This window comes from Leptonema illini DSM 21528 (assembly GCF_000243335.1).
Classification (GTDB): Bacteria; Spirochaetota; Leptospiria; order Leptospirales; family Leptonemataceae; genus Leptonema; species Leptonema illini.
In genome coordinates, this window is the sequence record NZ_JH597773.1 from 4,209,690 (window position 1) to 4,235,977 (window position 26,288).

The 26,288-nt window shown below is 55.2% G+C and carries 23 protein-coding genes; 19 read left to right on the top strand and 4 right to left on the bottom strand.

The genetic code is table 11. The features are described from left to right. Window positions 1-2: 2 nt before the first annotated feature. From nusA to LEPIL_RS19920, 13 genes are all read left to right on the top strand, one after another. A complete protein-coding gene (gene nusA, locus LEPIL_RS19860; protein ID WP_002775399.1) occupies window positions 3-1,379 on the top strand; it encodes a transcription termination factor NusA in 1,377 nt (458 codons plus the stop codon). A 280-nt stretch (window positions 1,380-1,659) separates the two neighbouring features. Further along, a complete protein-coding gene (infB, locus tag LEPIL_RS19865; RefSeq protein WP_002775402.1) occupies window positions 1,660-3,822 on the top strand; it encodes a translation initiation factor IF-2 in 2,163 nt (720 codons plus the stop codon). Window positions 3,823-3,831: 9 nt separating this feature from the next. Continuing rightward, window positions 3,832-4,251, top strand: a complete 420-nt coding sequence (gene rbfA, locus LEPIL_RS19870; protein ID WP_002775403.1) for a 30S ribosome-binding factor RbfA — start codon at window positions 3,832-3,834, stop codon at window positions 4,249-4,251. Continuing rightward, window positions 4,248-5,123: a tRNA pseudouridine(55) synthase TruB gene (gene truB / locus LEPIL_RS19875; protein WP_002775405.1), complete on the top strand. Its 876-nt coding sequence runs from the start codon at window positions 4,248-4,250 to the stop codon at window positions 5,121-5,123. The genes rbfA and truB overlap by 4 nt, the downstream gene beginning before the upstream one ends. A 67-nt stretch (window positions 5,124-5,190) precedes the next feature. Beyond that, window positions 5,191-5,457: a 30S ribosomal protein S15 gene (rpsO, locus tag LEPIL_RS19880; RefSeq protein ID WP_002775407.1), complete on the top strand. Its 267-nt coding sequence runs from the start codon at window positions 5,191-5,193 to the stop codon at window positions 5,455-5,457. Window positions 5,458-5,459: 2 nt separating this feature from the next. Beyond that, on the top strand, window positions 5,460-7,664 hold the full coding sequence (gene pnp / locus LEPIL_RS19885; RefSeq protein ID WP_002775409.1) for a polyribonucleotide nucleotidyltransferase: 2,205 nt from the start codon (window positions 5,460-5,462) through the stop codon (window positions 7,662-7,664). After that, window positions 7,606-8,208 carry a GNAT family N-acetyltransferase gene (locus LEPIL_RS19890; RefSeq protein WP_002775411.1) on the top strand — a complete coding sequence of 201 codons (603 nt, stop codon included), beginning with the start codon at window positions 7,606-7,608 and terminating at the stop codon, window positions 8,206-8,208. The genes pnp and LEPIL_RS19890 overlap by 59 nt, the downstream gene beginning before the upstream one ends. Further along, entirely contained in the window at window positions 8,201-8,794 is a 594-nt protein-coding gene (locus LEPIL_RS19895) for a hypothetical protein (RefSeq protein WP_002775413.1), read from the top strand. The genes LEPIL_RS19890 and LEPIL_RS19895 overlap by 8 nt, the downstream gene beginning before the upstream one ends. A gap of 113 nt (window positions 8,795-8,907) precedes the next feature. Continuing rightward, the gene (locus LEPIL_RS19900; protein WP_002775414.1) at window positions 8,908-9,450 is read left to right on the top strand and encodes a hypothetical protein; all 543 of its coding nucleotides are present in this window, start codon (window positions 8,908-8,910) and stop codon (window positions 9,448-9,450) included. Beyond that, a complete protein-coding gene (locus tag LEPIL_RS19905; RefSeq protein ID WP_002775416.1) occupies window positions 9,447-10,997 on the top strand; it encodes an FAD-dependent oxidoreductase in 1,551 nt (516 codons plus the stop codon). The genes LEPIL_RS19900 and LEPIL_RS19905 overlap by 4 nt, the downstream gene beginning before the upstream one ends. Further along, the gene (locus LEPIL_RS22655; RefSeq protein WP_002775419.1) at window positions 10,998-11,600 is read left to right on the top strand and encodes a TetR/AcrR family transcriptional regulator; all 603 of its coding nucleotides are present in this window, start codon (window positions 10,998-11,000) and stop codon (window positions 11,598-11,600) included. It begins immediately after the preceding gene. 163 nt (window positions 11,601-11,763) lie between these two features. Continuing rightward, a complete protein-coding gene (locus tag LEPIL_RS19915; RefSeq protein WP_002775420.1) occupies window positions 11,764-12,597 on the top strand; it encodes an alpha/beta fold hydrolase in 834 nt (277 codons plus the stop codon). Next, a complete protein-coding gene (locus tag LEPIL_RS19920) occupies window positions 12,594-13,157 on the top strand; it encodes a TetR/AcrR family transcriptional regulator (RefSeq protein WP_002775422.1) in 564 nt (187 codons plus the stop codon). Before LEPIL_RS19915 ends, LEPIL_RS19920 begins: the two co-directional genes overlap by 4 nt. Here the strand turns inward: LEPIL_RS19920 and LEPIL_RS19925 are convergent, their stop codons facing one another. The 4 genes from LEPIL_RS19925 to LEPIL_RS19940 all read right to left on the bottom strand — a co-directional run bounded on the left by LEPIL_RS19925 (window position 13,158) and on the right by LEPIL_RS19940 (window position 16,811). Then, entirely contained in the window at window positions 13,158-13,496 is a 339-nt protein-coding gene (locus LEPIL_RS19925; protein ID WP_002775424.1) for a hypothetical protein, read from the bottom strand. It abuts the gene before it with no gap. 288 nt (window positions 13,497-13,784) lie between these two features. Beyond that, on the bottom strand, window positions 13,785-15,062 hold the full coding sequence (locus LEPIL_RS19930) for a transglutaminase domain-containing protein (RefSeq protein WP_002775426.1): 1,278 nt from the start codon (window positions 15,060-15,062) through the stop codon (window positions 13,785-13,787). A 117-nt stretch (window positions 15,063-15,179) separates the two neighbouring features. Next, a complete protein-coding gene (locus LEPIL_RS19935) occupies window positions 15,180-16,325 on the bottom strand; it encodes a nitrilase-related carbon-nitrogen hydrolase (protein ID WP_002775428.1) in 1,146 nt (381 codons plus the stop codon). Between the two features lie 108 nt (window positions 16,326-16,433). Then, on the bottom strand, window positions 16,434-16,811 hold the full coding sequence (locus tag LEPIL_RS19940) for a response regulator (protein ID WP_002775430.1): 378 nt from the start codon (window positions 16,809-16,811) through the stop codon (window positions 16,434-16,436). A 177-nt stretch (window positions 16,812-16,988) separates the two neighbouring features. On the opposite strand from LEPIL_RS19940, the gene LEPIL_RS19945 reads away from it, so the two are divergent. The 6 genes from LEPIL_RS19945 to LEPIL_RS22665 all read left to right on the top strand — a co-directional run bounded on the left by LEPIL_RS19945 (window position 16,989) and on the right by LEPIL_RS22665 (window position 26,282). Continuing rightward, a complete protein-coding gene (locus tag LEPIL_RS19945) occupies window positions 16,989-17,582 on the top strand; it encodes an RNA polymerase sigma factor (RefSeq protein WP_040919170.1) in 594 nt (197 codons plus the stop codon). Next, window positions 17,579-18,172 carry an anti-sigma factor family protein gene (locus LEPIL_RS19950; RefSeq protein ID WP_002775434.1) on the top strand — a complete coding sequence of 198 codons (594 nt, stop codon included), beginning with the start codon at window positions 17,579-17,581 and terminating at the stop codon, window positions 18,170-18,172. Before LEPIL_RS19945 ends, LEPIL_RS19950 begins: the two co-directional genes overlap by 4 nt. Window positions 18,173-18,669: 497 nt before the next feature. Continuing rightward, window positions 18,670-20,694, top strand: coding sequence for an Lcl domain-containing protein (locus tag LEPIL_RS22660; RefSeq protein ID WP_002775438.1), 2,025 nt, complete (start codon window positions 18,670-18,672; stop codon window positions 20,692-20,694). A 219-nt stretch (window positions 20,695-20,913) separates the two neighbouring features. Beyond that, complete coding sequence (gene dut, locus LEPIL_RS19960; protein WP_002775440.1) at window positions 20,914-21,369, top strand: dUTP diphosphatase; 456 nt, start codon at window positions 20,914-20,916, stop codon at window positions 21,367-21,369. 127 nt (window positions 21,370-21,496) lie between these two features. Continuing rightward, window positions 21,497-23,044 carry a methyl-accepting chemotaxis protein gene (locus LEPIL_RS19965; protein WP_002775442.1) on the top strand — a complete coding sequence of 516 codons (1,548 nt, stop codon included), beginning with the start codon at window positions 21,497-21,499 and terminating at the stop codon, window positions 23,042-23,044. Window positions 23,045-23,096: 52 nt separating this feature from the next. After that, on the top strand, window positions 23,097-26,282 hold the full coding sequence (locus LEPIL_RS22665; RefSeq protein ID WP_002775444.1) for an FtsK/SpoIIIE family DNA translocase: 3,186 nt from the start codon (window positions 23,097-23,099) through the stop codon (window positions 26,280-26,282). The last annotated feature ends 6 nt before the right edge of the window (window positions 26,283-26,288 follow it).

A 26,288-nucleotide genomic window follows, 5' to 3' on the forward strand; every position in this document is an offset into this window, starting at 1 on the left:
TTATGGCAGTTAAGAAAAGCGCAAAACAGCAGGGCCCTGATCTGGCAGCCTTCTTCGAATCGCTTCGCGAACTGGCTCAGATGCGGAATCTGAGTTATGATCAGGTCATCGAGATCTTTCGCGGGACTGTCCTCTCCGCCTGCCAGAAGAAGTTCGGGCTTGATGCCGACCTTGATGTCATTCTCGAACCGAAGGTGCCCGAGGTCTCCGTCGTCGCACGCTACACCGTTGTCGAAAAGGTCGAGAACGCCGATCGCGAGTTGACAGAGGCCGATGCGAAAACCACGCATCCCGATGCCGCCGTCGGCCAGACGATCGAGCGCAAGGAGTACCTGACCGACTTCTCTCGCATCGGAACGACGAATATTCGCAATATTTTCTCTCAACGCATCAAAGAGCTCGAACGAGAGCTGGTTTTCAACGACTATAAGGACCGTGTCGGCGAGCTGACGAACGGACAATTCCTGCGCTGGCGTGATAAAGAGATCGTCTATGTTGATCTTGGCAAGGCAGAGGGAATACTTCCCCGTAAAGAGCAGATTCCAGGCGATCGTTTTCACCCGGGATCTCGCATCAAGGCCGTGATCAAGGCGGTGGAGCTGAAAAAGGATAAGTCTCGAGATCCGGGGCCGTATATCCTGCTTTCGAGGGCTTCCGGTGATTTCGTAAAGCGGCTCTTCGAGCAGGAGATCCCCGAAGTCTATGACGGTATCGTCGAGATCCTGAACGTCGCCCGCGAGGCCGGATTCCGGACAAAACTGCTTGTGCGGTCAAACCGCATGGACGTCGATCCCGTCGGAGCTTGCGTCGGAATTAAAGGGGTGCGTATTCAGTCCATCGTAAGAGAACTGCAAAACGAGCGCATCGATATCATCTCGTACAAAGAAGATCCGGCGTTTTTGATTGCCGAGGCACTATCGCCGGCTCGCGTTCAAGAGGTCCGCGTTGATACAGGTGCGCGTGAAGCGCTTGTCGTCGTTCCGGATGATTCCTACAGTGCCGCCATCGGAATGGCGGGGAAAAACGTCCGTCTTGCTTCTCAGTTGACCGGATACAGGCTTATCGTAAAATCGCAATCGCAGTACGAACAGGAATACTCGTCACCGGAAGCACGTGCCCGTCTGGAAGAATTGTTCAGCGATCGTAAGGAAGAAGCGACATCTGATCAGGCATTGGACGATGATTCAACGCCGCTTTCTGAATTGCCTGGCCTGACACGCCGGGTTATCGAAATCCTGAACTCTGCTGGAATCAACAGTGTAGAAGAACTCGTCGAAACAGACGAGTCCGAACTCGAAAAGATTGACGGAATTGGAAAAACCACCGCTCAGCTGATTATGAAAATCATCAGGGAGAACATCGAGTTCGAAGAAGTATAGCGTTTCATTATGACTGAAGAGAATAAGAACCAGAAAACCGGCAAGCCGAAGCTCAAGCTCAAGATCAAGAAGGGGAATGAAGCCCTTCCCTCAGATATATCCGAGGTGATCGAGGGGCAGCCAGGTCTGAGCCCCGCGAAGCCAGCCGACCGTCCGGCGGCAAAACAGCCCACACCGGGGCCGGCAAAGCCTGCTGCGCCCAGAGAACAGGCGCGACCGGAGCCCGAAAGGCCACAGGGACAGGATCGTCCACAGCAGGGCGGTCAGGGTTCTTATCAGGGTGGCCAGGGCCAGCGTTCCTATCAGGGCGGCCAGGGTCAGCGTAGCTACCAGGGTGGTCAGGGGCCAGGGCCAGCGTTCTTATCAGGGCGGCCAGGGCGGTCAGGGCCAGCGTTCTTATCAGGGTGGCCAGGGTGGTCAGGGCCAGCGTCCTCAGCAGGGCGGACAGGGCTTTCGTCCCAGACCGCCGCTCGGTGGTGCCACTCCGTTTGATGATCTGGTTCGCAAATCCGAAGCGAAACCTGAAGGCGTTCCCGGAGCTGCTACGGGCAAAGACCGTGGCAAGATCATTCACAAGAAATCCGATGAGCTGAATCAATCGAAGAAACCCGGTCCGCGTAAAGACGGGGAGCGCGACGTACTGCGTCGGTTCGAACGATCCGTTAAGAAGCGCCGTAAAGCTCCGTCGGGAACGACGGTTCCCACATCTATTGACATACTTGAAAGCATCCAGGTTGGCGAGCTCGCTAAGAAGCTGAACCTCAAACCCGGTGATGTAATCGGTCGCCTCATGAAGATGGGCGAAATGGTCACCATCAACAAGGTGATCGACGCCGAAACCGCCGCTCTTGTGGCGACGGAGTTCGGTTGTGAGGTCCGCGTCGTCAGCCTTTACGACGAAACGATTATCAAAGAAGAAGAGGATCTTGCCGAGGCGATGGTCCGTCGTCCGCCCGTCGTCACGATTATGGGCCACGTCGACCACGGTAAGACGAGACTGCTTGATACCATTCGTTCTACAAACGTCATCGATACCGAAGCCGGCGCCATTACGCAGCATATCGGCGCCTATCAGGTGGAAACGCCGCAGGGCAGGATCACCTTCCTCGATACGCCCGGTCACGAAGCCTTTACGGCCATGCGTGCTCGCGGTGCGTCGGTGACCGATATCGTTATCCTTGTCGTTGCCGCCGACGACGGCGTGAAAGAACAGACCGTCGAGGCGATCACGCATGCAAAAGAGGCGAACGTTCCGATCATCGTCGCCGTTAACAAGATCGATCTACCCAATGCTAACCCCGATAAGGTGAAGCAGGCGCTCGTGCCTCATGGTCTTCAGCCCGAAGACTGGGGAGGCACGACCGTATTCTGCGAAATTTCAGCGAAAAATAATATCGGCATCGAGCATCTGCTTGAGATGGTTCTGCTTCAGGCCGAACTGCTTGATCTGAAGGCGAACCCGACGGTGAAGGCCGTGGGACGCGTCGTCGAAGCTCGCGTCGACCCGGGCAAAGGTCCGGTTGCGACGGTGCTTGTGCAGAAAGGAACGCTGCGTGAAGGCGATCCCTTCGTCGTCGGCGTGTATTCCGGTCGAGTGCGAGCCATGTTCGACGATTTCAATCATCGTCTTAAAGAAGCGGGCCCGGCGACTCCGGTCGAGATCACGGGTCTGGACGGAGTTCCGGGATCGGGCGATCCGTTCCATGTTCTTGAAACCGAGAAAGAGGCCCGTGAATTCGCCTCTGTGCGTCAGCATTACAAGCAGATTACCGAGGCATCGCAGAGGGCGCAGCCTTCGCTCCGCACTCTGGATAACTGGATGGCCTCTCATAAAGAGATCAAGCTTATCGTTAAAGGCGACGTACACGGCTCGGTTGAAGCGATTCGCGACGGCCTGCTGAAGCTCTCTGATGACGAAGTGAAGGTTCGCGTGATCTATGCCGCCACGGGCGGTATTACGGAATCCGACGTGACGCTTGCCGCCGCTTCAGAGGCGCTGATCCTCGGCTTTCAGGTGCGTGCCTCCGTTTCGGCCACTGATCTGGCCGAGAAAAACGGCGTAGACATCCGCTACTACAGCATCATCTATGCGCTTCTTGAAGACATTAAGAAGGCGATGACCGGTATGCTTGAGCCGACCTATGAAGAGGAACGCACAGGCGATATCGAGATCCGTCAGGTATTCAAGATCTCCAAGATTGGCAACGTCGCCGGATGTATGGTCAAGCGCGGCAAGGTGCATCGCTCGAACAAGATCCGCCTTGTCCGCAACGGCGTCGTTATCCACGAAGGGGAACTGTCTGCGCTGAAGCGCTTTAAAGACGACGTCGCCGAAGTGGCCGAAGGCTACGAATGCGGTCTGAGCATCAAAGGCTTCAACGACATTCAGGAAGGCGACATCGTCGAGGCCTACAAGATTGTCGAAGTCAGCCGGCAGTCATAAGGGGATTCCGTGAACGAGATTCGCCGCCTGCGGCTTGAAAAGATGATCGTGCGTGAAATCGCCGAACGACTGCATCGACGGAAAACGAAGGACGATCGTATCGGCTTCGTTTCCGTCGTGCGCTGCGACCTGCTGCCCGACCTTTCTGAAGCGCACGTTTTCTTCTCCCTGTTCGGATCAGACGAAGAGAACGACGCCACCTGGCGCGCCGTAACGATGGCACGGCGTGAATTGCAGTCCGGCATCGGTCGTGATCTACGCCTGCGCCAGACTCCGCATTTTATCTTTAGCAAAGACGACAGCATTCGCGAAGGGGATCGCATCCTCGAACGTATGGATGAAGAAGAGCGTCGGGCGACACGACCTGCTGCGACCCAGACAACTGAAACCGATGGCGATTCGGCGGGTAGCGATCCGGAAGCGGAATGATCGACGGACTTGTTCTCGCCGATAAGCCGACTGAGATGGGGTCGGCCGCCCTTGTCACACGCCTGAAGAAGGCCAGCGGCATGCGAGCCGGTCATACGGGCACGCTCGATCGATTTGCAAGCGGCCTGATGATTCTACTGATCGGTCGAGCGACGGCCTTTTCTGATTTCTTCCTCAAGCTCGATAAAACCTACGAGGCGACGTTCCAGCTCGGATGCTCCACCAATACGCTTGATCCGCACGGAGAGATCGTCGAGCAGTGGGATGCTAATCGTATCGAACGCTCTGTCGCCGATAACGCAGCGCAGATCGAAAAATCCATAGCAGACCGGGTTTTCCAGACCGAGCAGATTCCGCCCGAGTACTCGGCCATCAAACAGCAGGGCATGCGACTGTCAGATCGCACCCGTCTGGGGCTCAGGTCGGAACTCCGACCGAGGGCTGTGCGTTTTTACGAGGCCCGATGCCTGTCGGTTTCCGCCTCGGGCGAGGTGAAGGCCTTCTTCTCGGTATCATCGGGCACTTATATTCGCTCTGTGGCCCGTGATATCGGCGAAGAGCTGGGCGTTCCGGTGCATCTTTCGGCTCTGCGTCGTCTGTCGGTGGGGCCCTATTCGCTCATGCATCCGCTTGTCTGGAGCAATCTGGATGAGGCCCCTGTGCCGATCGGATTGCTGGCTGCCTTTCCCGACTGGCCCCGCCGCATCGTCGCCGAGGCCGACCGTGCCCGCGTGCGTAACGGAGCAAGGCTGCCGTTTGGTACGGATCGTCCGCATGACGGCGATTTCTTTCTGCTCGATGAGCAGGGAGAGCTGCTTGCCTGGGCTGAGCAGGCCGGCTTCACCTACACCTACAAAAAGGTATTTACATGACGGGGCATGGCAGGATTCTGTACAATTCCTGAAAGTATCGTTGTAATAAGTAAATTGAGGATCGGAAATGTTGACCAGAGACGATAAATCCGCTGTACTGAAGCAGCATCAAAAACACGCCAAAGATACGGGCTCCACAGAAGTGCAGATCGCCCTCATCACCGCACGCATTCGTGACCTGACCGAGCACTTCAAAGCGCATAAAACCGACCATCATTCCCGTCGCGGCCTGCTGAAACTCGTCGGCCGTCGCCGCCGACTGATTGACTACCTCAAATCCCGCAATCCGGAGCAGTATAAAAAACTGATCGAAGAGCTCGGACTGAGGAAGTGAAGATGCAGGAATCTATCTCCTGGAACGGAGAAGAGCTGTCCATCGAAACAGGCAACTGGGCAAAGCAGGCGCACGGGTCCGTCGTTTACCGTCACGGTAAACTCGTGCTGCTCGCCACCGTCTGTGCTGAGAAAGAGGCCCGCGAAGGACAGGAATTCTTCCCGCTCACGGTTGATTACCGTGAGAAAACCTACGCCGTCGGTAAATTCCCGGGCGGCTACATCAAGCGCGAGAATCGTCCGGCTGAGCATGAAACGCTCATCTCCAGACTGATCGACCGTCCTATTCGTCCGCTTTTCCCTGAAGGCTACTTCTGCGAGGTGCAGCTGCTTGTCACCGTTCTCTCCGCCGATCCGGAGAAGACGATGGAAGGCCATGCGATTACGGCCGCCTCGGCCGCCCTTGCCGCCTCTGATATTCCGTTTCTCGGTCCTGTCGCCGGCGTTGTCGTCGGCCGCAAGGACGGTGCCTTTGTCGCCGATCCCGATACCTCTGTCATCGAAGAAGGCGAGCTCGAGCTCGTCGTTGCCGGTACAAAAGACGCCGTAATGATGATTGAAGGCGCGGCGAAAGAGGTGTCTCCGGAATACTTTATCGAGGCCATCGATTTTGCTCATCAGAAGATCAAAGAAAAGATCGTAGCTCAGGAACGCCTTGCTGCGAAGCTCAATCTGAAGAAGCGCGAGGTTCACCTGCGCAAGCCCGATGAAGAGCTTCGAGCTGCCGTGCGTGAGTTTGCCCTTGAGAAGCTGCGTCAGGCGAACCGTACTCCGAACAAACAGGAGCGCGGAGATGCCATCGATCAGGTGAACAAGGCAGCCCTTGACTTTGTTCGTGAGAAGCTGGCGAACGATACGAGTCGTGATCTTGACGCTTCTCTGCGAGAGATTAAAGGCTATCTGCACGAGCTGGAATACATTGTCGTACGTGATCTGATCTTCGGCGAAGGCGTACGTGCCGACGGCCGCAAGACCGACGAGATCCGCGATATCTCGACCGAGCTCGACGTGCTTCCGGCCGCTCATGGCTCGGCCGTTTTTACCCGCGGTCAAACGCAATCGCTTGGCGTCGTCACGCTTGGAACGGGCGACGACTATCAGCGCATTGAATTCCTATCAGGGGAACATCAAAAGAACTTTATGCTTCACTATAACTTCCCGCCGTTCTCGACGGGCGAGGTGAAGCGTATGATGGGCCCGGGCCGTCGTGAGATCGGTCATGGTAACCTTGCCGAGCGTGCTCTGCGCGCCGTCGTGCCCTCGAAGGTCGACTTTCCTTATGTGATCCGCATCGTATCTGAGATCCTTGAGTCGAACGGATCGTCGTCGATGGCCTCGGTCTGCTCTGGATCGATGGCGATGATGGCGGCCGGCGTGCCCGTAAAAGGTCAGGTGGCCGGTATCGCCATGGGCCTTATCATGGGCGACAACGGCAAATACGTCATCCTCTCTGATATCGCCGGTCTCGAAGACCACTTCGGCGATATGGACTTCAAAGTCGCCGGAACGGAAAGAGGCATCACCGCCTTCCAGCTCGACATCAAGGTGGCCGGCTTATCCGTCGCCATTCTGCGCGACGCCCTTGCTCAGGCCGACCGCGGACGTATGCACATCCTCGGCAAGATGAATGAGGCGATCAGTGCGGCTCGTCCGGCTGTGCCCGAGAATGCTCCGCTTGTGATGACGATGCAGATCAGCCCCGATCGTATCGGCGAACTGATCGGCCCCGGCGGCAAGATCATCCGCTCCATCATCGAACGCTCGAAGGCCGAGCTGAACGTCGAAGACGACGGCACGGTTACGATTGCGGCGATAAACAAGGATCGCGCCGAGCATGCAAAGCGTCTGATCGAGGAGCTCTTTCGCGAGGTGGAGGTCGGTCAGACCTACACGGGCGTCGTGAAGCGTATCACCGATTTCGGCGCCTTCGTCGAACTCTTCCCCGGCAAAGACGGTCTTCTTCATATCTCGAAGATGTCGAAGAACCGCATCCAGTCGGTGAAAGAGGTCATGGATATCGGTACCGAGGTAACGGTGGCCGTGCTGGGCGTGGATTCGCTCGGTCGTGTGAACCTGATCCTCAAGGATCTGGCCGATTCGATGCCTCCGGGATCGTTTGACGGCGGCCGTGAAGAGCGCGGCGGCGATCGTGAACATCGCGGCGGTCGCGGTGGTGGCCGTGGCGGCGATCGTGGCAGACGCCATTGATCGAACGATGTATAAATCAAAGAAGGGGACTGCGGTCCCTTTTTTTGTGCCCCGGGTAAGCGGCGATGGCGATGGGGTGAGTAAAGCACAGTTTATGAACATCCGTATTCGAAGAGTCCGACAGGAAGATATCGGTTTCATCTATGAGATGGTCTGCGACCTCGAGCACCAGAGGCTGAACAGGCGCGAGTTCAACGCCGTATTTCGAGCGAATCTGAATAACCCTGACGTCCACTATCTCATAGCGTTTAATAACGACGCGCCCGTCGGATTCGGCAGCCTTCATATTCAGCGTTTACTGCATCATACGGGGGCTGTGGGCGAAGTGCAGGAGTTATACACATCGCCCGATGTGAGAGGCCTGGGCATTGGAAAGCAGCTGCTGGCAGCCCTGCGTCGAATCGCCGTGAAGAAGAAATGTAAGAATCTCGAGGTGACCTCGAATAGAAGGCGTGAGGCGGCGCATCGCTTTTACGTGCGGGAAGGAATGCAGCAATCACATTTCAAGTTTGTCGAAGAACTCTCAGGTGATGCCGATGAATGACGAGTACAATCCGTACCGACCGTCGCTGGCGCCCGTTGAAACGACGAGCTACGGCTGGTGGCGCTTCGTTTTCAGGATGGCATGCGTGACTCAGGCTCTGGAGCATCTGTTTGTCTATCTGACTTTTAGCGACCGTCTTGTAATGTCCTCCACGGTGAACGGCGGGTTTGAGCCGGTACGACTCATCGTCCAGGTTGCAATGGCCGGCGTGCTTTTGCGCGCTACGGGTCTGCGTGTCTTTCTTTTTCTGATTCTGTCGCACATTGTTTACAGAAGCATGTCGATGCTTACGTACAGTGCTCTGTTATCGTATGCTCTGCCGCTACATCTCGCGTTCTATACTCAGATCTGTCTCTTGAGCTATGCCATCTGGAGAATTCCAGCCGAGTACAGCGGGCAGACGATTCGGCAGCTTTTCTCTGTTTCTCTTGTTATTTGGCTTGGCCTGTCTCTGCTTTCCCCTTCATACAATAGTATAATGCGTCAGGTCGCCAATCTTGTTCTTATTGCATGCAATCTTCTCACCTTTGCCTCCTTCTGGAACTTCGATTTCGAGAAAAAGGGAGAGATTCGGTTTAACACCTGAAACATCGGTTTCGGGCATATCTCTCCCGCTGTTTGAAATGGCGAAAAAACCGCGCTTGACACCCCTTTATTGTACTGAATAGTCAGTACAATAAAGGGGTGGTATAAGAGCTAATGAAGAAGATCACGCGAAAACAATTCCTCGGCTCGCTCATTCTGGGCGGCACGAGTCTTGTCATCTGGAAGTCTCTGCCGCTTGGCGACATAAAGGGATACTATCTGACTCTATCGAGGTGGAACCTCGATACATTAAAAAAGATGGCCGATGCCGTGCTGCCCCGGGGGGACGGCTTTCCATCGGCCGAGCAGGCGCAGCTTTTCAGGCGTCTCGACGAAGAACTGTATTTCTGCACGGGGTCGATTTCATCAGAGATGCGAGACGCCCTTTTACTGGCCGAATGGTATCCGTTTTTTTGCGGATACTTTTCCAGGTTCTCGAGGCTGAGTACCGAGGATGCGGCCCGTGTCATCGACACAGGAATGAAAAGCGAGAACGATCTGGTACGAGTCGTTTTCAGCAATCTGCGCATGGTCATCTTTATGATCTACTACGGCCATGAAAGTACGTACGCAAAGATCGGCTACGACGGTCCTTTCGGCGGATTCGGCGAGATACTCTCAGAGCAGCGGAAATATTATGCGGAGCAAACACGATGAGCGGCAAGATCTACGAATGGAAAGACATCACCGAGAGTCGCAAGATCAAAACGCGGGTTTGCATTATCGGAACCGGATGTGGCGGAGCGACGCTGGCCTCTGAGCTGACGAAGCTTGGCGTCGACGTCGTCATGCTGGAGCAGGGCGGGTATTATCCCACGTATACGTTTGATAACCATGAGCTGAACATGGCAGGCAAGGTAAGCGCCGAGCGCAATCTGCAGACGACGGCCGACGGAGCGATCAATCTTGTTTACGGAAACAACGTCGGCGGCGCATCCGTGCATTACTGGGCCGACAGCTATCGCACGCCCGCCGATCGCCTTGAGATGTGGCAGAGCGAATATGGCATCGAGCATCATACGGAAAAAGATCTGATCCCCGCATGGGACGAGCTTGATAAACGGTTAAACGTGCATCCGGCCACGGACGAGTATCTCAATCCCATGAACAGGCTTGTGGAGAAGGGAGCGAAGAAGCTCGGATGGAGCGGCCACCGCGTGCCGCAGGCGCGCAAGCACTGTCAGAAGTCGGGGCACTGTATGCAGGGATGCGCCTTTGCGGCAAAGCAGTCGCAGCTCGTTACGCATATCGACGATGTGGTGAAGCGAGGGGGTACGATCTACTCCGATGCCCGCGCCGAGCGTCTGAAGATGGATGGTGGAAAGGTGCGATCGCTTCTGGCCCGCGTCATCGATCGTCCGAGCGGGAAGGACGGACCACATACGATCGAGATCGAGGCCGATGCCTTTGTCGTCGCGGCCGGCGGTTTTGGCAGCTCCACCTTTCTCTTGAAGAATGATCTCAAGAAAAAGCTGCCTGTGCTGGGTGAGTTTCTCGGGATGAATCCGTCGCCGTTTGTGCATGCGCTGTATGCGCATGACGTCATTCAATGGAGGAACATCCCGGCCGGTTTCGGCGTCGATCATTTTCGCAAGCCCGTCTACGATGTGAAAGGCAATTACGTCGAAGGCGGTTATCTTCTCATGCCGAATCAGCTGCATCCTGGAACGCTTGCCGCTATGATTCCGGGTATGGGCAAAGAGCATCAGCAGTGGATGAGCGCTCTGCCTCGTATCGGTGGTACGATCGGCTGGATCGACGATGTGCCGACGGAGCTGGGCCGCATCGAGATGGACGGCGATGTGCGAAAGGTTCATTACAGTTTCGGTCGAGTAGGGGCGATGATGATTCGCGATCTTTTGAAAAAGCAGGTTTTGATCAACTTTGCAGCAGGGGCTGAGAAGGTGCTGATTCCTGACAACAGGGCGACGCTGTTAACCTCACCCGATCAGATAGGCGTCATAGACGGTATCAGTCTTCGTCCGGGCACTCTATTGATGGCGGCGCCGCATCCGAGCGGAGGCTGTCGTATGGGCGCCGATGCAAAGACATCGGTCGTGAATAGCGAGCACCGGGTGCATGGCTTTGATAACCTTTATGTCGCCGACTCAAGCGTCTTCCCGACAGGCGTTTCGGTTGATCCGAGTTATACGATTATGGCCTTCAGCTATGTAGCGGCAAGGTCGATTTCCGGAGCCCTTTAAATGGCGAAAGCGATTCAAAAGCGCAAGAACGGCGAAGAGACGAAGATCCGCATTCTAAAAGAATGCCTGCAACTCATCGCCGAACAGGGGCCGCTGAGTTTTACGCTCGACGAGCTGTCGGATCGCGCCGGCGTCGCCAAGACCAGCATCCTCTGGCATTTTGGAAGCAAAGAGGATCTGATCCTCGAGGCCGTCGGTGCGCTGTTCGACGACTTTGAGGTCAGACTGAAATCGTTTGGCATCGTAGACCCGACGCCCGAGAGGCTGCTGGCCGAACTTTTCGCCAGGGTTTCGGAGTGGTTCGAATCGGCGCCTGAGCTGAACGCCGTCTTCTTTCAGTTCATGTTTCAAAGAGGCGTGCATCCCGACATCACGGCCAGGCTGCGAGAGATGTACAGGGAGTTTCGTCGACGGCTTAAAGAGGCTCTGAATAACCCGGCGCTCACGCCGAAGGAGAATGAGGCCGTCGCTATCGCCGTGCTTGCGCTCATCGACGGCGTCTTTGTGCAGTTCTATCTGGAACCGGAGGCGGTCAGCATGAAGAAGACGTTTGCAACGCTAACGAAGATGGTTGCCGCCGATCGACTGAAGCTCGGGCATTGAGATCGCAGGCCGGCTCCGTCGGCGGCTTCGCCTCTGCCCGCTAAATTCGGTGTGTGCGGAAGCTTCTACGATTGCATCGGCGGTTGCTTCCGCTATTGCGTCAGCGGTTCTTTTCACTCGAAAACTAATTGACTTAGTTTTTGGAAATCTGTACCTTGTTCGTATGCAAGAAACACTGACAGAGGCGATTGCCTCGGCGGGCAATCCGGTTCGAGCGGAAAGAGTAACGGCACTCGGCGGTAAGATCGCCCTTCTCAAGGCAGGCAGGGGAACGACGTCCGTGATTCTGCTGCCGGGAATCGGTGATACAAAAGAGAGCTACGCAGCGCTTCTTCCGATGCTTGCAGGCGAGGCGACTCTGTACGTTCCCGATAGCCGCGGCTTCGGAGAAAGCTCCGTTGCCTTTGATTCGTTTAGCGTGACCGATGTGGCCACCGACACCGTGCGTTTGATCGAAGAGACAGATCTAAAAGACGTAATTATCGTCGGCAACTCCGGGATGGCGGCAAGCGCCGTGTACACTGCGGCGGAGCTGCCCGGCCGTATCAGAGGAATCGTCCTCACCGGACCGTTTCTTCGCGATCAGCCGACTGGCTGGTTCATCACCTTTCTCATGAAGCAGCTGTTTCGCAGGCCGTGGGGGCCTGTGCTCTGGGCCGCCTACTATAAATCGCTGCATAAATCCGTATTGCCCGATGACTTATCCGGCCATGCCGCCTTATTAAAGAAGACGCTGAAGTCGAAGGCTCGCCTGACAGCGCTCGGGCAGATGCTCTTCTCATCGAAAGAAGCCTGTGAGCTGCGAATCCCTGAAGTAAAGGCTCGCGTCGCCGTCGTAATGGGAACGGCCGATCCCGATTTCAAAGATCCGATTGCCGAGGCCCGATGGGCTGCAGAAGTGCTCAAAGGCGAACTCTATCTTATGGATGGAGTCGGTCATTATCCGCACAGAGAAAGACCCGAAGAGATGGCCGGAATCATCAGGGCAATGCTGTGAGACCGAAGGGAGCGACGTTAGACCGGGAGGCCGTCATCAGCGAGGCGATGAGCCTTACGCTTCAAAAGGGATACAGAGGCTATCAGTGGAAGGATCTTGCCGCCGCATTGAACATTAAACCGCCGTCCCTGTATAACCACGTCAGAGATCTGGAAGAGGTGCAGATCGAAGTGACCTATCGATGTCTTGACCGGCTTGCTCAGTATCTTGAGGTGCATCTGAGCAGAGCGCTACCCGAGCACCGATTCGAGACCATGCTGACGGCCTTTCGAGGCTTTGTGCGAAAGTATCCCCATTTCTATGATGCGACCGTGCAGAGTCATTACGACAGCCGTTCGTATCGAGAGAAATCGTCGAAGGTTCTTGAGATCATCCTGTCGGCCATGGGCTTAGTCGATAACGAATCGTCCGTTCACAGGGTTCGACTTGTGCGATCTCTGCTGCACGGCTTTATCGAGCTTGAGCGACGGGGTGGCTTCGGGAGGCCCGAAGAAATCCAGAAAACGTTTCGCCTCCTGATTCAGGCGGCAGAGATGATTCTTGAGATGGATGCGCGCTGATCAGACATTGATGAACTGAAGAACGGTGGCAACTCCGGATATCAAGCAGACAAGGTTGACGAACGAGAGAAATGCAAGGATAACGGGCCGGTGAGATGGACGATGATATTCGATGAGGTATAACGCAGCAAAACTCAGGCAGATCGTGATGATGCCTGCAATCCAGAGATATTGACCGATAAACATGAATTGGAGCATTACCAGTAAACTGAAGCCTTCGTGTATTGACTGAACGGATTCAGGATAATTCTGGCATCCACCTCGGTGAATGCTGCAATGCATCAAATGATCGAGACCCTCTGCAAGAAAGGGCAGAGAGGTGAAAAGGCCCGCAATCATGGCCGATGCTGTTGTACAGAATTCTCTCATGGCATTCTCTAATCTCAATCCTTACAATCCCTTTCCTTGCCTGGCGGGAGCTTTCGCCGGGCCTGGTAACACAAACCCCGCAGGCGGTGTGGGAGTGGATCTGTGCGAAAGGGTCGATTCAGGATTACTGATGTGAACGGCAAGCGTGTCGTTGCCGCTACCGCCCCAGAAGAACTGCGTCGTATCGACGATCAAAGCACCGTCCTGTGACGATCTGAAAAAAGCGCTACTCGAAGAATCGAAGGCCGTAAAGGGAATTTACGTCGGGTTGATGATGCCGTACAACAGCTTTGATTGCGGATCGTGTGGAAACCACCTACCGCTTTTCGCGTCATAGATCTCGATGATGGCATGCGGCGTCGGCGGATCGAAACCGGTGTTAAGCCCGTAAACGAATCGAACAGGTACGCCAAGCGCTCTGATAAAGCCGACGGCGATGGCCGAATAATAGCCGCAATCGCCCTGACCGCTCTGGAACATGTCATAGATGTTACCTTCGGCGATACGTGAATCATAACGAAAGTTAGAGCGCAGGTGATTCATGGCCAGCTTTACCTTCTCTCCCGGATTCGAGCCCTGAGATGTGACCGAACGAATCATCTGCGTGAATTCAGGATTGTCGAGCGCGTTGTAACCTCCCTGGTTATCTGAAGCGTAGGCGAAGAGATCCGTTCCGGGGGCGGCGATTGCAAGAGAGGAAGGCGACATCGATTTCATGTTCTGTTGCACCGTTAGCTCCAGTCGCATGGTTTCGGGCCAGCCGGACTGAGGCCTTTCGATCTCAATCAACCTGTTGCCCATCTCGTTTATCTGTCGGCCTTGAATCGGCGAGATCCTGAATGCGGTGATCTTTTGATAGGGGCGATCGAGCGGCAACGTTAGCCGAATCTTTGTTTCGGCATCCAGCCTCCAATCTCTGAGGGCTCGGCCCAGTCGTATGTTCCACTCAAGACGCACCGTACGAGGTTGAAGATATTCATGGACCCATCCGGTCGATGAGGCGGCAAGGGCACGGTCTGTGTCGCCGAGATGAAAATAATTGTAGGCGAGTAGCTCGACTATCCAGGGATCAATACCTTTGCCGCCTGCACGCATCAGGCGCTGTGCCTTCAGGTTCCAGCGAATGGCGCTGCTTGCGTCTTCGAGCTCGCTAAAGGCGACAGCAAGTTCGAGCGAGGGCAGATGATCGGTATCGGTGCAGAGTTGCTCGGCCCTTTGTAGAAAGGGAATGGCACGGCCGGGATTTTTCTGGTAAGCACGGTCAATGAAACCGATCATGAAATGCGCCTGCCATCGGCTGTCGTCCGTCCTGGAGGCCTTTTCAAAAAAGCTGCGAGCCTCTTCGGCCCGGTTAAGCGTATACAGCGAATGAATGCCGCTGTTGTAAAGCTCGTCATAGCTGGCGGCACTCTGTGACGAGGCGCTTCCTCCCGCGCAGAACAGGATGAACGCTGTTACAGCGATCAAAAGGCGAGCGTTCCAGAGGCGTCTGCTCTGCGGAGCGCGGTGCTCTTTATTGTCTGAAGATCTGAACATACTCTTCTCCTTTAAAAGCTAAAGAAAGAACCATAGAAAGAACCGGGAAATGACTTCAGGCGATTGCCGGTTGCTGCGACATTGGACGCACAGCGGGCGAAATAACCTCGAAACAGGTTACAGATACAGGGCATAGATTCGGCCCTCGTTTTCTTCCTTCCCGGCGTGATTGGAGATCGCTCTACCGCTCAGCGAAAGGATCGCATCACCGCCGGCCGTCATATTCCAGAGCCTTCCACGGAAGAAGACGTTCACGGCGCCCCTGACCTTCGTGGATTTGAGTCTTCCGGTGATGGAGTACTTTTCCCACGCCGCCCGTTCGGTTATCCGCTCGATATCGTGCGTGTCAACATCTGCGGGGTTTGCATATCCGCTGTATCCCTTCCACTTCTGTGTCCAGGCGTCGTCCGGCGTTACCATCGACGGAACGGCCAGCAGTTCCGCTCCGGATCTGTTCAGCTCGGAGTAGGAGTCGGGGAACCACGAATCGGCGCAGATCATCGTATACAGCCTGCCGATCGGCGTGTCGATGGAAGCGTTCTCGTTTATCTTCGCCTCTTTCAGGAATGCCTTCTCTTCGGCGATAGGAAACCCTTTGCGAATAATGCGATCATCGACGCTGCCATCCGATTTGAAATAAAAGCTTACATTCTCAAGCGGACCATCTGTGATAACGATCCTTCCCTGCTTTACTTCGGGATGAGGAAGGACGATAGAGCCGGCAACGATAGAAACACGGTACTCTTTTGCAAGACGCGAGAAGACAGACTGATAGCGTTCAGCCATCGATTCGGCCTTCATGCGAAAGAGCGTTTCTTTCAGAGCATCCGGGGAATATGAGGTCGCAAATAGATAGTGTCGCACGAAGCTTCCGGCATTCCGTATGACGAGGCTTTGCATGGCTTCATCAATGGTCTCGGCCTCAAAGATTGATCGATCTTCGCCTGTGGCGACAAGCCATGTGCCGATATATTCGGGCAACACGACTACGGAGCGATCTGCGAAAAGAGTATCGTTATCCTGTGCATGGCGGAAGTAAGGATCAAGCGCCTGATAAAGATTCTCTTCGGTGGCGTAGCTATATTTTGAAAGAACCGGCTCCATACCGATAAGTGTGCCGCGACTTCCCGTCCCGTCTTTTTGAAGATAGATGCTATGCTGCGGACGATATGCCTCAAGTTCAACGTTTGAAAGGGGATCGCTGCATTGAACGAAACCGACACCCGACAGGCTGAGCAGAAAAAGCAGATAGTAGCGGCGCATGATACACGGTTGCGCCGGATCACCATTTCAGGCAAGGCGAAATTGAACGGCCCGATTTATGAAGAGTTCGTTTCTTTCCCGTTTTGAAAAGAGAAAATATCGACCGATTCACAGAAGCGCCTTGATAGCTTCGAGCAATTTTCTTCTGGTCAGAGGTTTGCTGATGAAAGCGTCGAAGGGAAAGGGTATATCTGTAAATTCAGCACTGGTCGCGATCAGGATTGCATGATTCTGCCGTGCTCTCATAAGTCGTGCTACGAGCTCGCCGCGTATATCCGGTAATCGAAGGTTTATCAGGACGATATCGTAGGAGTTGTCTCTGGTATTCTCCAGCGCTTCCCTGCCCGAGGAAGCAAAATCAATAACGCCGATTGCATGAAGCGCTTCTTCAATATAGATGCGCGTAATCACTCCCGGCTCGACTGCCAGCACAGTGCACTGCTTTGCGGTTTTTTTCTGACATGGCGCTGACATGGCTTTTTTCATCGACATTCACTGTGTATTGAAATCGGGCTATCCTATATAGAGGTGCCGCCTTTCGCTGATTCTTGCAAAAAAAAGCCGACTTTCATAATTGATGAGGAGTCGGAGCGGCAGGTTCAGTCGTCGATCGAACTGTAAAAAACTTGAATAAACAGACGATCCTGGAGAAACATGTCTTGTATGAACCCTGAATTCCAGGAGATTCTGGCGGGCTGCAAGTCTGGTGATCCAGCATCCATGCGGGCTCTGATGGCGGAGTACTATGGTACCGTTATCAGGGCGGCGCGCAAAAGGGTCGACGATGAAGAAATAGCAAAAGACCTTGCTCAGGGTTTTTTTCTTCACCTCCTTGAAACCCGCCTTTTTTTCAAGTTTCGTGGAGACGGAGTCGCCCAGTTTCGAAGTTTCTTGCTCGCCTGTTTCCGAAATTTTGTTGAATCGGAGCGACGAAAGAACGGTCGATTCATTATTCATTCAGAGGTCAATCCTGACTCTCTTGAGTCGCATCATCCAGGCGTCGAGACGCAATTTGACCGGAATAGCATTCGCGAATTGATTGCACAGATCGACTGGCGTTACAGACAGGTGCTGGATCTGGAGCTGGAGTCGTTCCGTCAGCGGGAAATTGCGGAAATACTGAACCTGCCGCCGGGCACGGTCGCGTCGTATTCGCATAGAGCCAGGATTGAGCTCGCGCGATTGCTTCGATTGCACGGTTTTTTTGCTCTTCCGCTTTTCCTGTCCATCCTGATTCATTTTTCCCGGGTCGCATGAGCAAGCATATTCAAGAGAGTCGACTCCTGGCCTACATTCGCAGGGAGTTGGATCTGGCCGAGCTTCGGAAGGTCGAACAGCATCTGGCCGCCTGTAAGGAATGCTACGAGGAGTACGTTTCTTTGCGCGCCTTCGAGTATGAGCGTAAAGAGAGGCCCACAGAAGATTTTCTATCAGCGGTTATCGATCGATTGAAGGGAGCATCGAACTATCGGCCGGTAAGAAGTCTCACAATAAGGAATACGAAAGGAAGACTGCGTATTTTTGACGATGCGGAACAGACGGTGATGGAAAGCGTCGGGGATACCGGCAATGCTCTGATTGATCTGGATCTGGAATCGATCAAATGGCGGCTACAGATCGAATTAGCCGGGAATGGTCGCTTTGTCGTCTCGATTGAACCCGCTGAATCAGCGGAAGTAAATGGTATAACGATCTACTACGGCGAATCTGTCGCCGATACGCGCATGCGTCGCACGGCGGCGATATTTCGGACCACCATGAATTCCGCATCATACGTCCTATCGTTTCGGAGAAGGGGAGCGGAATTCACCAGGCTGTTGCTGACGTTCCGTGATGATACGATGTGACGATCCTTGTTTACCCGGACTTTTCTCCTCTCGTTCTCTTGAGTTCCCAGCAAAAAGCCCCGGAAGTCTACCTGATGGAAGCCCTCCGGGGATAACATATGCGAGAAACCAATTGAATGCCATTCTCCGCTTCCGGAGAACCGGGTAACAGAGCCCGCTCTCCGTGCTGTTCGATGGATCCTTTGAGGTTCTTAACAGGAAAGAAGGATTCTGCCTTCTGGATTCTTGCAAAAAAAAAACCGATCATTCCGGGTCCCTCGTCCTCGATTCTTTTTCGAGAACGTCGAGAGGGATGGCGGTAGCGTGTATCCCTGTATTCTTGAGGGAATAGGCGAAAAAACGCAACCGTTAATTTTTTTAGCAAGAATTTGCTACTCTTAGACCCTCTTCTCTGTCGGCTGCCTCACAGAATCTCTTCATGTCCTTTCGCGGTGATGCGGACCATTCTACGACTCTGAGTCGATTTATTTGTCTGGAGTCTTAGAGGAGTGTGTGGAATGCAGACGATCACGTTTTTTTTCTTCCGCCTTTTAAGGAATCTACTCTGTCGTCTGCCGATCGGGCTTCTTCTATGCGCTTCATTTCTTGTTTTAAATCTCTGCTCCCCAGGCAAAAGCGGCGACGGCGCCGGTTTGCTTGCCTTGCTTTCGGGCGACGCGGCTACGAGCAGAGGTGGCGGCTCCAATACGGGAGGGATTGGAGCAGATGAAGAAGAAACGGGTCAGATCGCCGCTCCGACATTTACGCCCGCGGCAGGAGGCTTTGATAGCGATCAGAATGTGATCATCCAGACCTCGACCATCGGCGCTACGATTCATTATACGACCGACGGTACAGAACCGACGATTTCCAGCCCTGTGTTCCTGTCGGCTATTCCCGTCAGCGGGCATGGAACGACGAAAGAGATCCGGGCAAAAGCGGTAAAGGACGGTCTGATGGATAGTATGGTCGTAAGCGGAATCTTTTCGATCGACTATGTCCGCGTGGTGGCCCCGCATTTCTCAACAGTTCCTGGGCAATATTCTTCAGACCAGAGCATCGGTCTCAGCACGACCACTCCCGAGGCGATCATCCACTATACGATCGACGGAAGCTCGCCGACGACGTCAAGCCCCGTATATGCAGCGCCGATTCCAGTCAACGGCAGTGGAACTACGCGCATCATCAGGGCGTTTGCCGTAAAGAATGGTATGCTCGATAGCACGGAGGTTGCAGGAGAGTTCTCGGTATCGTACGTCGCACGCGTCGTAACATTTGTCCAGGGGATGAACACAGCGGTGACTCCTTCGCTTCTGGCTGAGGCTTACAACGGAAGTACCTATACGACCATTCCAACGACCGGAACGACGTTTGCGTGGAGCGATTCTACGACTCTGAACATCTTCCTGAGCTGGAAGCAGTTCCCCGCAAACACTCGACTTCGCTTAACTGTATCGGGGTTACAGAACGCTGCCGGCACACCTTTACCGAATCGCGTCGAGGAGTTCGAGACGGGACTTACCGAAGAGAGTCTGACCGTGGCCGATACGGGGCAGACGGCATGTTTCTTTTTTAACGGTTCTGCGTGGACGAGTGACCCCTCTTGCACGCAAACATACGTCGTCGGAGACGCTGACCGTCCGTACGGTCAGGATGCCCATTATGTCGACAGCCCTTCGGCACGGAGCATCAGTGGACCTTCGGTTCACGAAGTTTATACCGCTGATTTTATCACAGTCGATCACAGAACGGGGCTTGTCTGGAAAGCCTGCTCTGAGGGACAGAACGGCTCTTCGTGCGCAGGCAATCGCACGTCACTGACCTGGTATAACGCTCTAAACGCCTGTGCGGGGCTGAATACGGCGAACAGTGGAGAGGGTTATGCGGCTCGCACTGACTGGCGTCTGCCCGCAGAATGGGAGCTGGCCAGCCTGCTTGATTTCGGTCGCTCCGCACCGGCGATGGACGGTGCTCTGTTCCCCGGATCCCTCTCGGGGCCTTATTGGAGCAGTACTGCGAGTTCCTCTACGGCTGAAGGGGCGCAATCCGTCGATTTTACCGACGGTATCACGGGTGGAGGGGCGAGAACAAATCCCCTCTATGTTCGCTGCGTATCTTCGGGCTCGAAGCCCCTGACTCTTCCCTCTTTTTCGGCATCAGGAGGTATGGTCACGGACCATGTCACGGGTCTTGTATGGCAGAGATGCTCTGCGGGGCAGACCGGTGATGCTACATGCAGTGGAACGGCTGTGCGCTATGGCTGGGCCGCCGCTCTGAGCTATTGCGAAGGATTGACTCTCAACGGTCGATCGTGGCGATTGCCTGCGATCAGCGAGCTACGGAGTCTTGTCTTCGAGGGACAGGCGGTTCCGAAAATATCACAGGAGCATTTTCCAGGAACACGGACCAGCGGTTACTGGACGAGCACGACGTATGCGACCTCGCCTGTCAATGCATGGCGCATCGGCTTCGGTTTTGGAGAATCTGCTTACGGAAGCAAAGCTACCGGCACGAACTACGTTCGCTGCGTTTCCGGGCCTTAAGACGAACAGGAAGTGACAGGAATACTATGCGCAAAGGCTTTCCATCGTTAACCGTAAGGCGATGAAGAAATATCGTACGGACCTGTGAATGCTCCGGAGTCACGCCTGGGTTTTGAACTCTATTCGAAAAAATTTCGAATGGAGTAGCACGGCCTTGTTCACTCCTCCTTTTCCGGTCGCCCGCTCACCACGGCCGGGAAAAACGGGCCGGGGAACCATATGAGCGAAATGCGTGTAAAGATCCATGCGATGCGAGGGGCACAGCTGCCCGATAAGGCCTCAGAGGGGGCGGCCGGTTACGATGTGCGCGCCCTTCTGCCGCCCGATACCGAGATCGTGCTGGAGCCCGGCGACCGCTTCGCCGTTCCGACGGGCCTCTATTTCTCGATACCGAAAGGCTACTTTATTACCGTCCGTCCGAGATCGGGCCTGGCGATCCGGGACGGGGTGACGCTTGTGAACTCGCCCGGCACCATCGACAGCGATTATCGAGGCGAGCTGAAGGTGCTGGTGATCAACCTCGGACAGAAGGCCGTAACGATCCGGTCGCAGGATCGTATTGCGCAGCTTCTTCTTGAGCGTGAGACTCCTTTTCAGTGGGAAGAGACGCCGCTTGAAAATCTGGACCCGACGCAGCGCGGAGCCGGGGGCTTCGGTTCTACAGGGTTAGCCTGAAATTCCGCTTCCTGCGCCGGGTGCATACGAAAACTCTGGCTCTTTCCGTCTAACACGTCGCTTTTAATCAAATCGTCGAAAAGCGAAAGCGGTTAGGTCTTTCTGGTTTTTTATCGGAGGCAGATGTATGTTTTTCAAGGCAGATCGGAAGGTGTCGTCTATCTCTGACGACCTCATGACCGAGGTCATGGTCCGCAATAATCGTCGGCTCTTCTATTCGTTTCTCTCCATACTGGTGCTGGCGAACGTCGCCACCCTGGCCATTAAGATCGCCGGTAAAGGATCCGCTCATCTAACCTATGAGGCGATCCTGATTGAGTTTGTCTTCGCCGCCTCGGCGCTTTTCATCGGATTTGCCATATCGACGAAGCTGAAGGGACATCCGGCTTCGAGCTACGTTTCGATTACCGGGGTGATTCTCTGTCTGATCGCCTTTCAGTATGTGATCTTCGGCGCCACCGAGATCTTCGCTACATTCTATATCTCGTTCGTTTTAAGCGTTCTCTATTTTAACCGAAACGCTTCTCTGTATAACTTCATCCTCATCCTGGGGGCTCAGATCGCTCTCTTTATCCTGCGTCCGGAGTTGAAGCCGGTCGGCCCTCCGAGTAATCTTCTCGTTCGCTTTCTTGTATTCGTCTGGGTCGGAGTCGGAGCGACGGCCGGCGCCGCGGCGACAAAAGGTCTGCTCACGCTGGCCATCGAAAAGCAATCCGAGGCCCGTGAGACGCTTGCGAATCTGCGCACGATGGCTACGGCGATCGTACAGACGATAGAGACGGTCAGGTCACAGAGCGAGCAACAGGATCGTATCTCTGATCAGCTGAAAGGCATCTCAGAGCATCAGGCCGCTTCGCTTCAGCAGATCAGGGCTGCCCTGGCCGAACTTGCGGAGCGCGCCGACGCGAATAACGCCATTGCGCGTTCCCTGAACAACGAGACGGCCGCATCGATTCAATCGGTGCACGGTCTCAAGGCGATTAACGCCTCCGTTCAGGATGGGGCGGGGCGCATCCTCACCAACCTGAATAACGTTATGGCCTATTCTACGAATACGTCGCAGCAGATCCGCGATTCGATGGACAGATTCAATCAGGTGCAGACGCGAAGCGGCGAGATCGCGGCCATCGTCGAGGTCATCAACGATATTGCGGCGCGCGTAAACCTGCTCTCGCTTAACGCTGCCATTGAAGCGGCGAGGGCGGGTGAGCACGGGCGCGGCTTTGCCGTCGTTGCCGAGGAAATCTCGAAGCTTGCCGATGCGACGACGAAGAATGCGAAAGAGATATCGAGCATCATCGAAGAAAACCGCTCTATGATTCTCGAAAGCAGCCGAATGATCGCCGATTCGTCGGCGAGTATGGAGAAGCTGGATTCTGCGATCAACGTCATCAAAGGCGAGATCAGCGGCGTCGGCGAACAGATCCGGGACGTCGCCGGAGCGGTTTCGGCAATCGAAAGCCTGAATCAGAGCATCTCAGAAACCAGTCGCAGTATTGAGGCCTCCACGGAGCATCAAAAGAATTCCACCGAAGAGGCCAACCGAACGACGGTAGGTGTGTCGGACTATGCGACGAAGCTCGTCGAGGTGGCGCGAGAGGTTCACGAAAGCAGCCGGGCCACCGGCCGCAGCGTCGTGCAGCTTGAAGAGCTGGCTCAGAAAATGGCCGTGTAGCGCGACCCGAAAATCGCTGTACAGAACGGCGAATCTGCCGATACAGGAGGGGATGGACTCTGCCTCGCCTCCTGCCTCGCCCCCGCCTCCTCCGCCGACGGCCGGGGCGCGTATCGCAGCCGCCCTGCATGCCCGGTCCAGGGCCGTTATCGACGACCTGGCCGTATCGAAGCGCGCCCGTAACGTCACAGGATTCATCTTTATCATCGCCGGCCTGCTTTCAAGCATCGCCGCCGCAACCATCGATGGCGACGCCGCCGATCTCACCGGACGTTTTGGCATCTGGTCCGCTCATCTGCTCTTTGCTCTTTTCGGGAAGGCCGCCTACCTATTCGGGCCGGCCCTGATCTGGAGCGGCCTTCGCGGCATCGCCCGTGACGACTGGCAGGCTTATCTATCGGGAGTGATCGGCAACCTGTCGCTGCTGTGGAGTCTCGCCGTCTTTTTTCATCTCTCGGGCGGAACCGAGCCCGGCATAGCCGGTGAGCAGTTCGGATTGCTGCTTGAATTCTTCACAGGCCGCACGGGCGCCTATACGATCAACGCTCTTCTGCTATTTACGGGCTTGCTCCTGCTCTTGCAGATTCCCTTTGATCAGGTCAAAGAGCGCGTTATCGACATGCTGGAGGGGCGTAATCGCACGCCAGACTCCGATTCTTCCGTATGGTTGAAGCGCGCCGTCGCTCTTGTTCCGTTGATTCCGATGGCCTATTCGATATACAGCAAGTTTCGTAAATCCCGAAAAGAACAGACAACGAACGCGCAGTCTGAGGCGAAGCAATCGTCTACGCAGGAAACGCCTTTCAGCGGCGAGTCCGTTTATGGCGAACAGAATCAGCATAGCGCCGAACCTGTCGGCAAACAAGCGACATCCGGAGGTACGCCCGTGTTAAAGCGATTTCGTTCGGAGGATCGTCCGCCCTGGATTCAAAAGGTCGTCGTTTCAGACGATGGGCTCGAAACCGGCTCTGATCTCGAAGAGATGACAGAAGAGGCTATCCGCGAGGCGGAGTCGCTGTCGGGCAGGCCGCACGAAGGCCTTGAGCACGCAGGAATGGAACAGGAGCGGCCGTTCGAAGATCGTTACGCGCAGATTCGCAGGGCAGGCGGCAACCGCTGGCGGCCCGGTCATGGCTTCGATTCCACGGAAGATAGTGAGTATAACCCTTTTCCCGATGAATCCGACGACGCACGGCCATTCTCGAACGGAGGAGATCTGATCATCGAAGAAGATCGCTTCCCTCTTTCATCGAGTAGAAATGATTTCAAGAATGATCTGCCGCCTTCGCATTCGTCGCGATCAGGGCGTCATAATCCGCGTATCGTCTTTGATCCTGTGAAGAATCGCTATCTGTTCCGTCAGAGCGCCGAAGAACAGGCCCTTACTCCGACACGGCAGCGCGTCGAGCTTCTGGATCGCATGGATCTTGATCTGCCGCATGCCTATAAAGGATCATTTGCCGGCGAGAAGGAAGCGTTCGATAATGGAAACGGATTGGTCGCCACAGATGACGTCGCGGCGGATAGCTATGCCGACGGCTTTGTGGATAACGCTGGAGAAGGCTCTCAGGATGATCTTTTACAGAATTTCGACGAGAGATTCGAACCGGACAGTGTGGATAACCTCGATGAGACCTTCGGCGACGCCTATAGCTACGCCGGACCGGAAGAGACGGAAGATCTCGATGAAGAAGCGGACGACTTCACCGACGAAGAGCCTGCTATGTCTGCTCCGTCCGTAGCCGAAGCGAACGCCCCGAAGAAGAAGGCCGATCAGCCTCTGCTTCCGAATATCAACATGCCGCCCGTCGTTTTCTCTGAGAACCGCTTCTCGCGATATCGATTATCCCGCCGCATCGTGAAGCAGACGCCGAAGGTGGAGGCCGAAGATCCCGAGGCCGAGATTCGCGAAAACTGGCAGCGTCTCGAGAAGGTCATGAGCGATTATGGGATTCAGGCGAAGGTCGTCGGCGCCATCCGCGGACCGATGATTACGATGTTCGAAGTACTGCCCGAGCCCGGCGTTCGTGTGAACCGCATCCTTGGCATACAGGACGAGATTCGTATGCATCTTGCCGCTCTTTCGGTGCGCATTCTGGCGCCGATTCCAGGCAAGTCGACGATCGGCGTCGAGCTGCCGAATCGCAACCGACAGTATGTTTCGATGGGCGACCTCGCAAACGGCGATCCGGAGTTTTCGTCGGGCAAGCGAGAGTTATCCATCGCCCTTGGCAAAGATATTACGGGAACGAACCGCTACCTGGACCTGACGCGCCTGCCGCATCTGCTGATCGCCGGCGCAACGGGTTCGGGTAAGTCGGTGTTTATGAACTCCGTGATCGGTTCGCTGCTTTTCAACCATTCGCCCGATGAGGTGCGCTTCTTGATGGTTGACCCGAAGATGGTGGAGCTCAAACTTTTCGAAGGCATTCCGCATCTGCTGTATCCCGTTATCACCGATGTACGTCTGGCCGATCGTGCTCTGAACTGGGCCGTTCAGGAGATGGAGTCGCGCTATCAGCTTCTTTCAAGTGCGAAGTGCCGCGACATCCGTTCGTATAACGAGCGTGTGAAATCCGGAGCGCTTTCGGGCAAGCTCATGCCCTACATCGTCATCCTGATCGATGAGCTTTCTGATCTCATGATGGTGTCGGCGAAAGAGGTGGAGGATTCGATCATTCGCCTGACGCAGAAGGCCCGCGCCGTCGGGATTCACGTCATCATGGCCACACAGCGACCGTCCGTCGATGTGATCACGGCGCTGATCAAGGCGAACTGTCCGGCGCGCATCTCGTTTCAGGTGGCGCAGCGCACGGACTCGCGCGTCATCCTCGATGCAAACGGCGCCGAGGCGCTGCTCGGTCGGGGCGACATGCTCTATAAATCGCCGACGGCCGCCGATCCGGCACGCATGCAGTCGCCGATGATCTCAGACGAAGAGATCGAGCAACTTGTCGTCGAGGCCTGCCGTTACGGGCATCCGCGCTTTATCGAGTTGCCGGGCCGGGAGAGCGATGATGGCGGCGGCGATGACGGCGGAGCGGACGTCGACCAGGCCCTGCTTGACTCGGCATGGGAGATCATTCAGGAATCGGGCAAGACGTCGACGTCCTACGTGCAGCGTCGTCTGCGCATCGGGTACAACAGAGCGGCAACGATCGTCGAAAAACTTGAACAGATGGGCTATCTGGGCCCCGCCATCGGCAATCGCCCGAGAGAGATCCTGAAAAGACATTGACCGCCG

What these genes read in the sequence shown, in the direction of transcription:
- LEPIL_RS19950 (WP_002775434.1), top strand. Translation starts at nt 17,579, where the DNA reads ATGAGCAAGCATATTCAAGAGAGTCGACTCCTGGCCTACATTCGCAGG.
- LEPIL_RS19940 (WP_002775430.1), bottom strand. Translation starts at nt 16,811, where the DNA reads ATGAAAAAAGCCATGTCAGCGCCATGTCAGAAAAAAACCGCAAAGCAG.
- LEPIL_RS22655 (WP_002775419.1), top strand. Translation starts at nt 10,998, where the DNA reads ATGGCGAAAGCGATTCAAAAGCGCAAGAACGGCGAAGAGACGAAGATC.
- LEPIL_RS19915 (WP_002775420.1), top strand. Translation starts at nt 11,764, where the DNA reads ATGCAAGAAACACTGACAGAGGCGATTGCCTCGGCGGGCAATCCGGTT.
- rpsO (WP_002775407.1), top strand. Translation starts at nt 5,191, where the DNA reads ATGTTGACCAGAGACGATAAATCCGCTGTACTGAAGCAGCATCAAAAA.
- LEPIL_RS19935 (WP_002775428.1), bottom strand. Translation starts at nt 16,325, where the DNA reads ATGCGCCGCTACTATCTGCTTTTTCTGCTCAGCCTGTCGGGTGTCGGT.
- nusA (WP_002775399.1), top strand. Translation starts at nt 3, where the DNA reads ATGGCAGTTAAGAAAAGCGCAAAACAGCAGGGCCCTGATCTGGCAGCC.
- LEPIL_RS22665 (WP_002775444.1), top strand. Translation starts at nt 23,097, where the DNA reads ATGGACTCTGCCTCGCCTCCTGCCTCGCCCCCGCCTCCTCCGCCGACG.
- truB (WP_002775405.1), top strand. Translation starts at nt 4,248, where the DNA reads ATGATCGACGGACTTGTTCTCGCCGATAAGCCGACTGAGATGGGGTCG.
- dut (WP_002775440.1), top strand. Translation starts at nt 20,914, where the DNA reads ATGAGCGAAATGCGTGTAAAGATCCATGCGATGCGAGGGGCACAGCTG.
- LEPIL_RS19965 (WP_002775442.1), top strand. Translation starts at nt 21,497, where the DNA reads ATGTTTTTCAAGGCAGATCGGAAGGTGTCGTCTATCTCTGACGACCTC.
- LEPIL_RS19905 (WP_002775416.1), top strand. Translation starts at nt 9,447, where the DNA reads ATGAGCGGCAAGATCTACGAATGGAAAGACATCACCGAGAGTCGCAAG.
- pnp (WP_002775409.1), top strand. Translation starts at nt 5,460, where the DNA reads ATGCAGGAATCTATCTCCTGGAACGGAGAAGAGCTGTCCATCGAAACA.
- LEPIL_RS19925 (WP_002775424.1), bottom strand. Translation starts at nt 13,496, where the DNA reads ATGATTGCGGGCCTTTTCACCTCTCTGCCCTTTCTTGCAGAGGGTCTC.
- LEPIL_RS19900 (WP_002775414.1), top strand. Translation starts at nt 8,908, where the DNA reads ATGAAGAAGATCACGCGAAAACAATTCCTCGGCTCGCTCATTCTGGGC.
- LEPIL_RS19930 (WP_002775426.1), bottom strand. Translation starts at nt 15,062, where the DNA reads ATGTTCAGATCTTCAGACAATAAAGAGCACCGCGCTCCGCAGAGCAGA.
- LEPIL_RS19945 (WP_040919170.1), top strand. Translation starts at nt 16,989, where the DNA reads ATGAACCCTGAATTCCAGGAGATTCTGGCGGGCTGCAAGTCTGGTGAT.
- LEPIL_RS19895 (WP_002775413.1), top strand. Translation starts at nt 8,201, where the DNA reads ATGAATGACGAGTACAATCCGTACCGACCGTCGCTGGCGCCCGTTGAA.
- LEPIL_RS22660 (WP_002775438.1), top strand. Translation starts at nt 18,670, where the DNA reads ATGCAGACGATCACGTTTTTTTTCTTCCGCCTTTTAAGGAATCTACTC.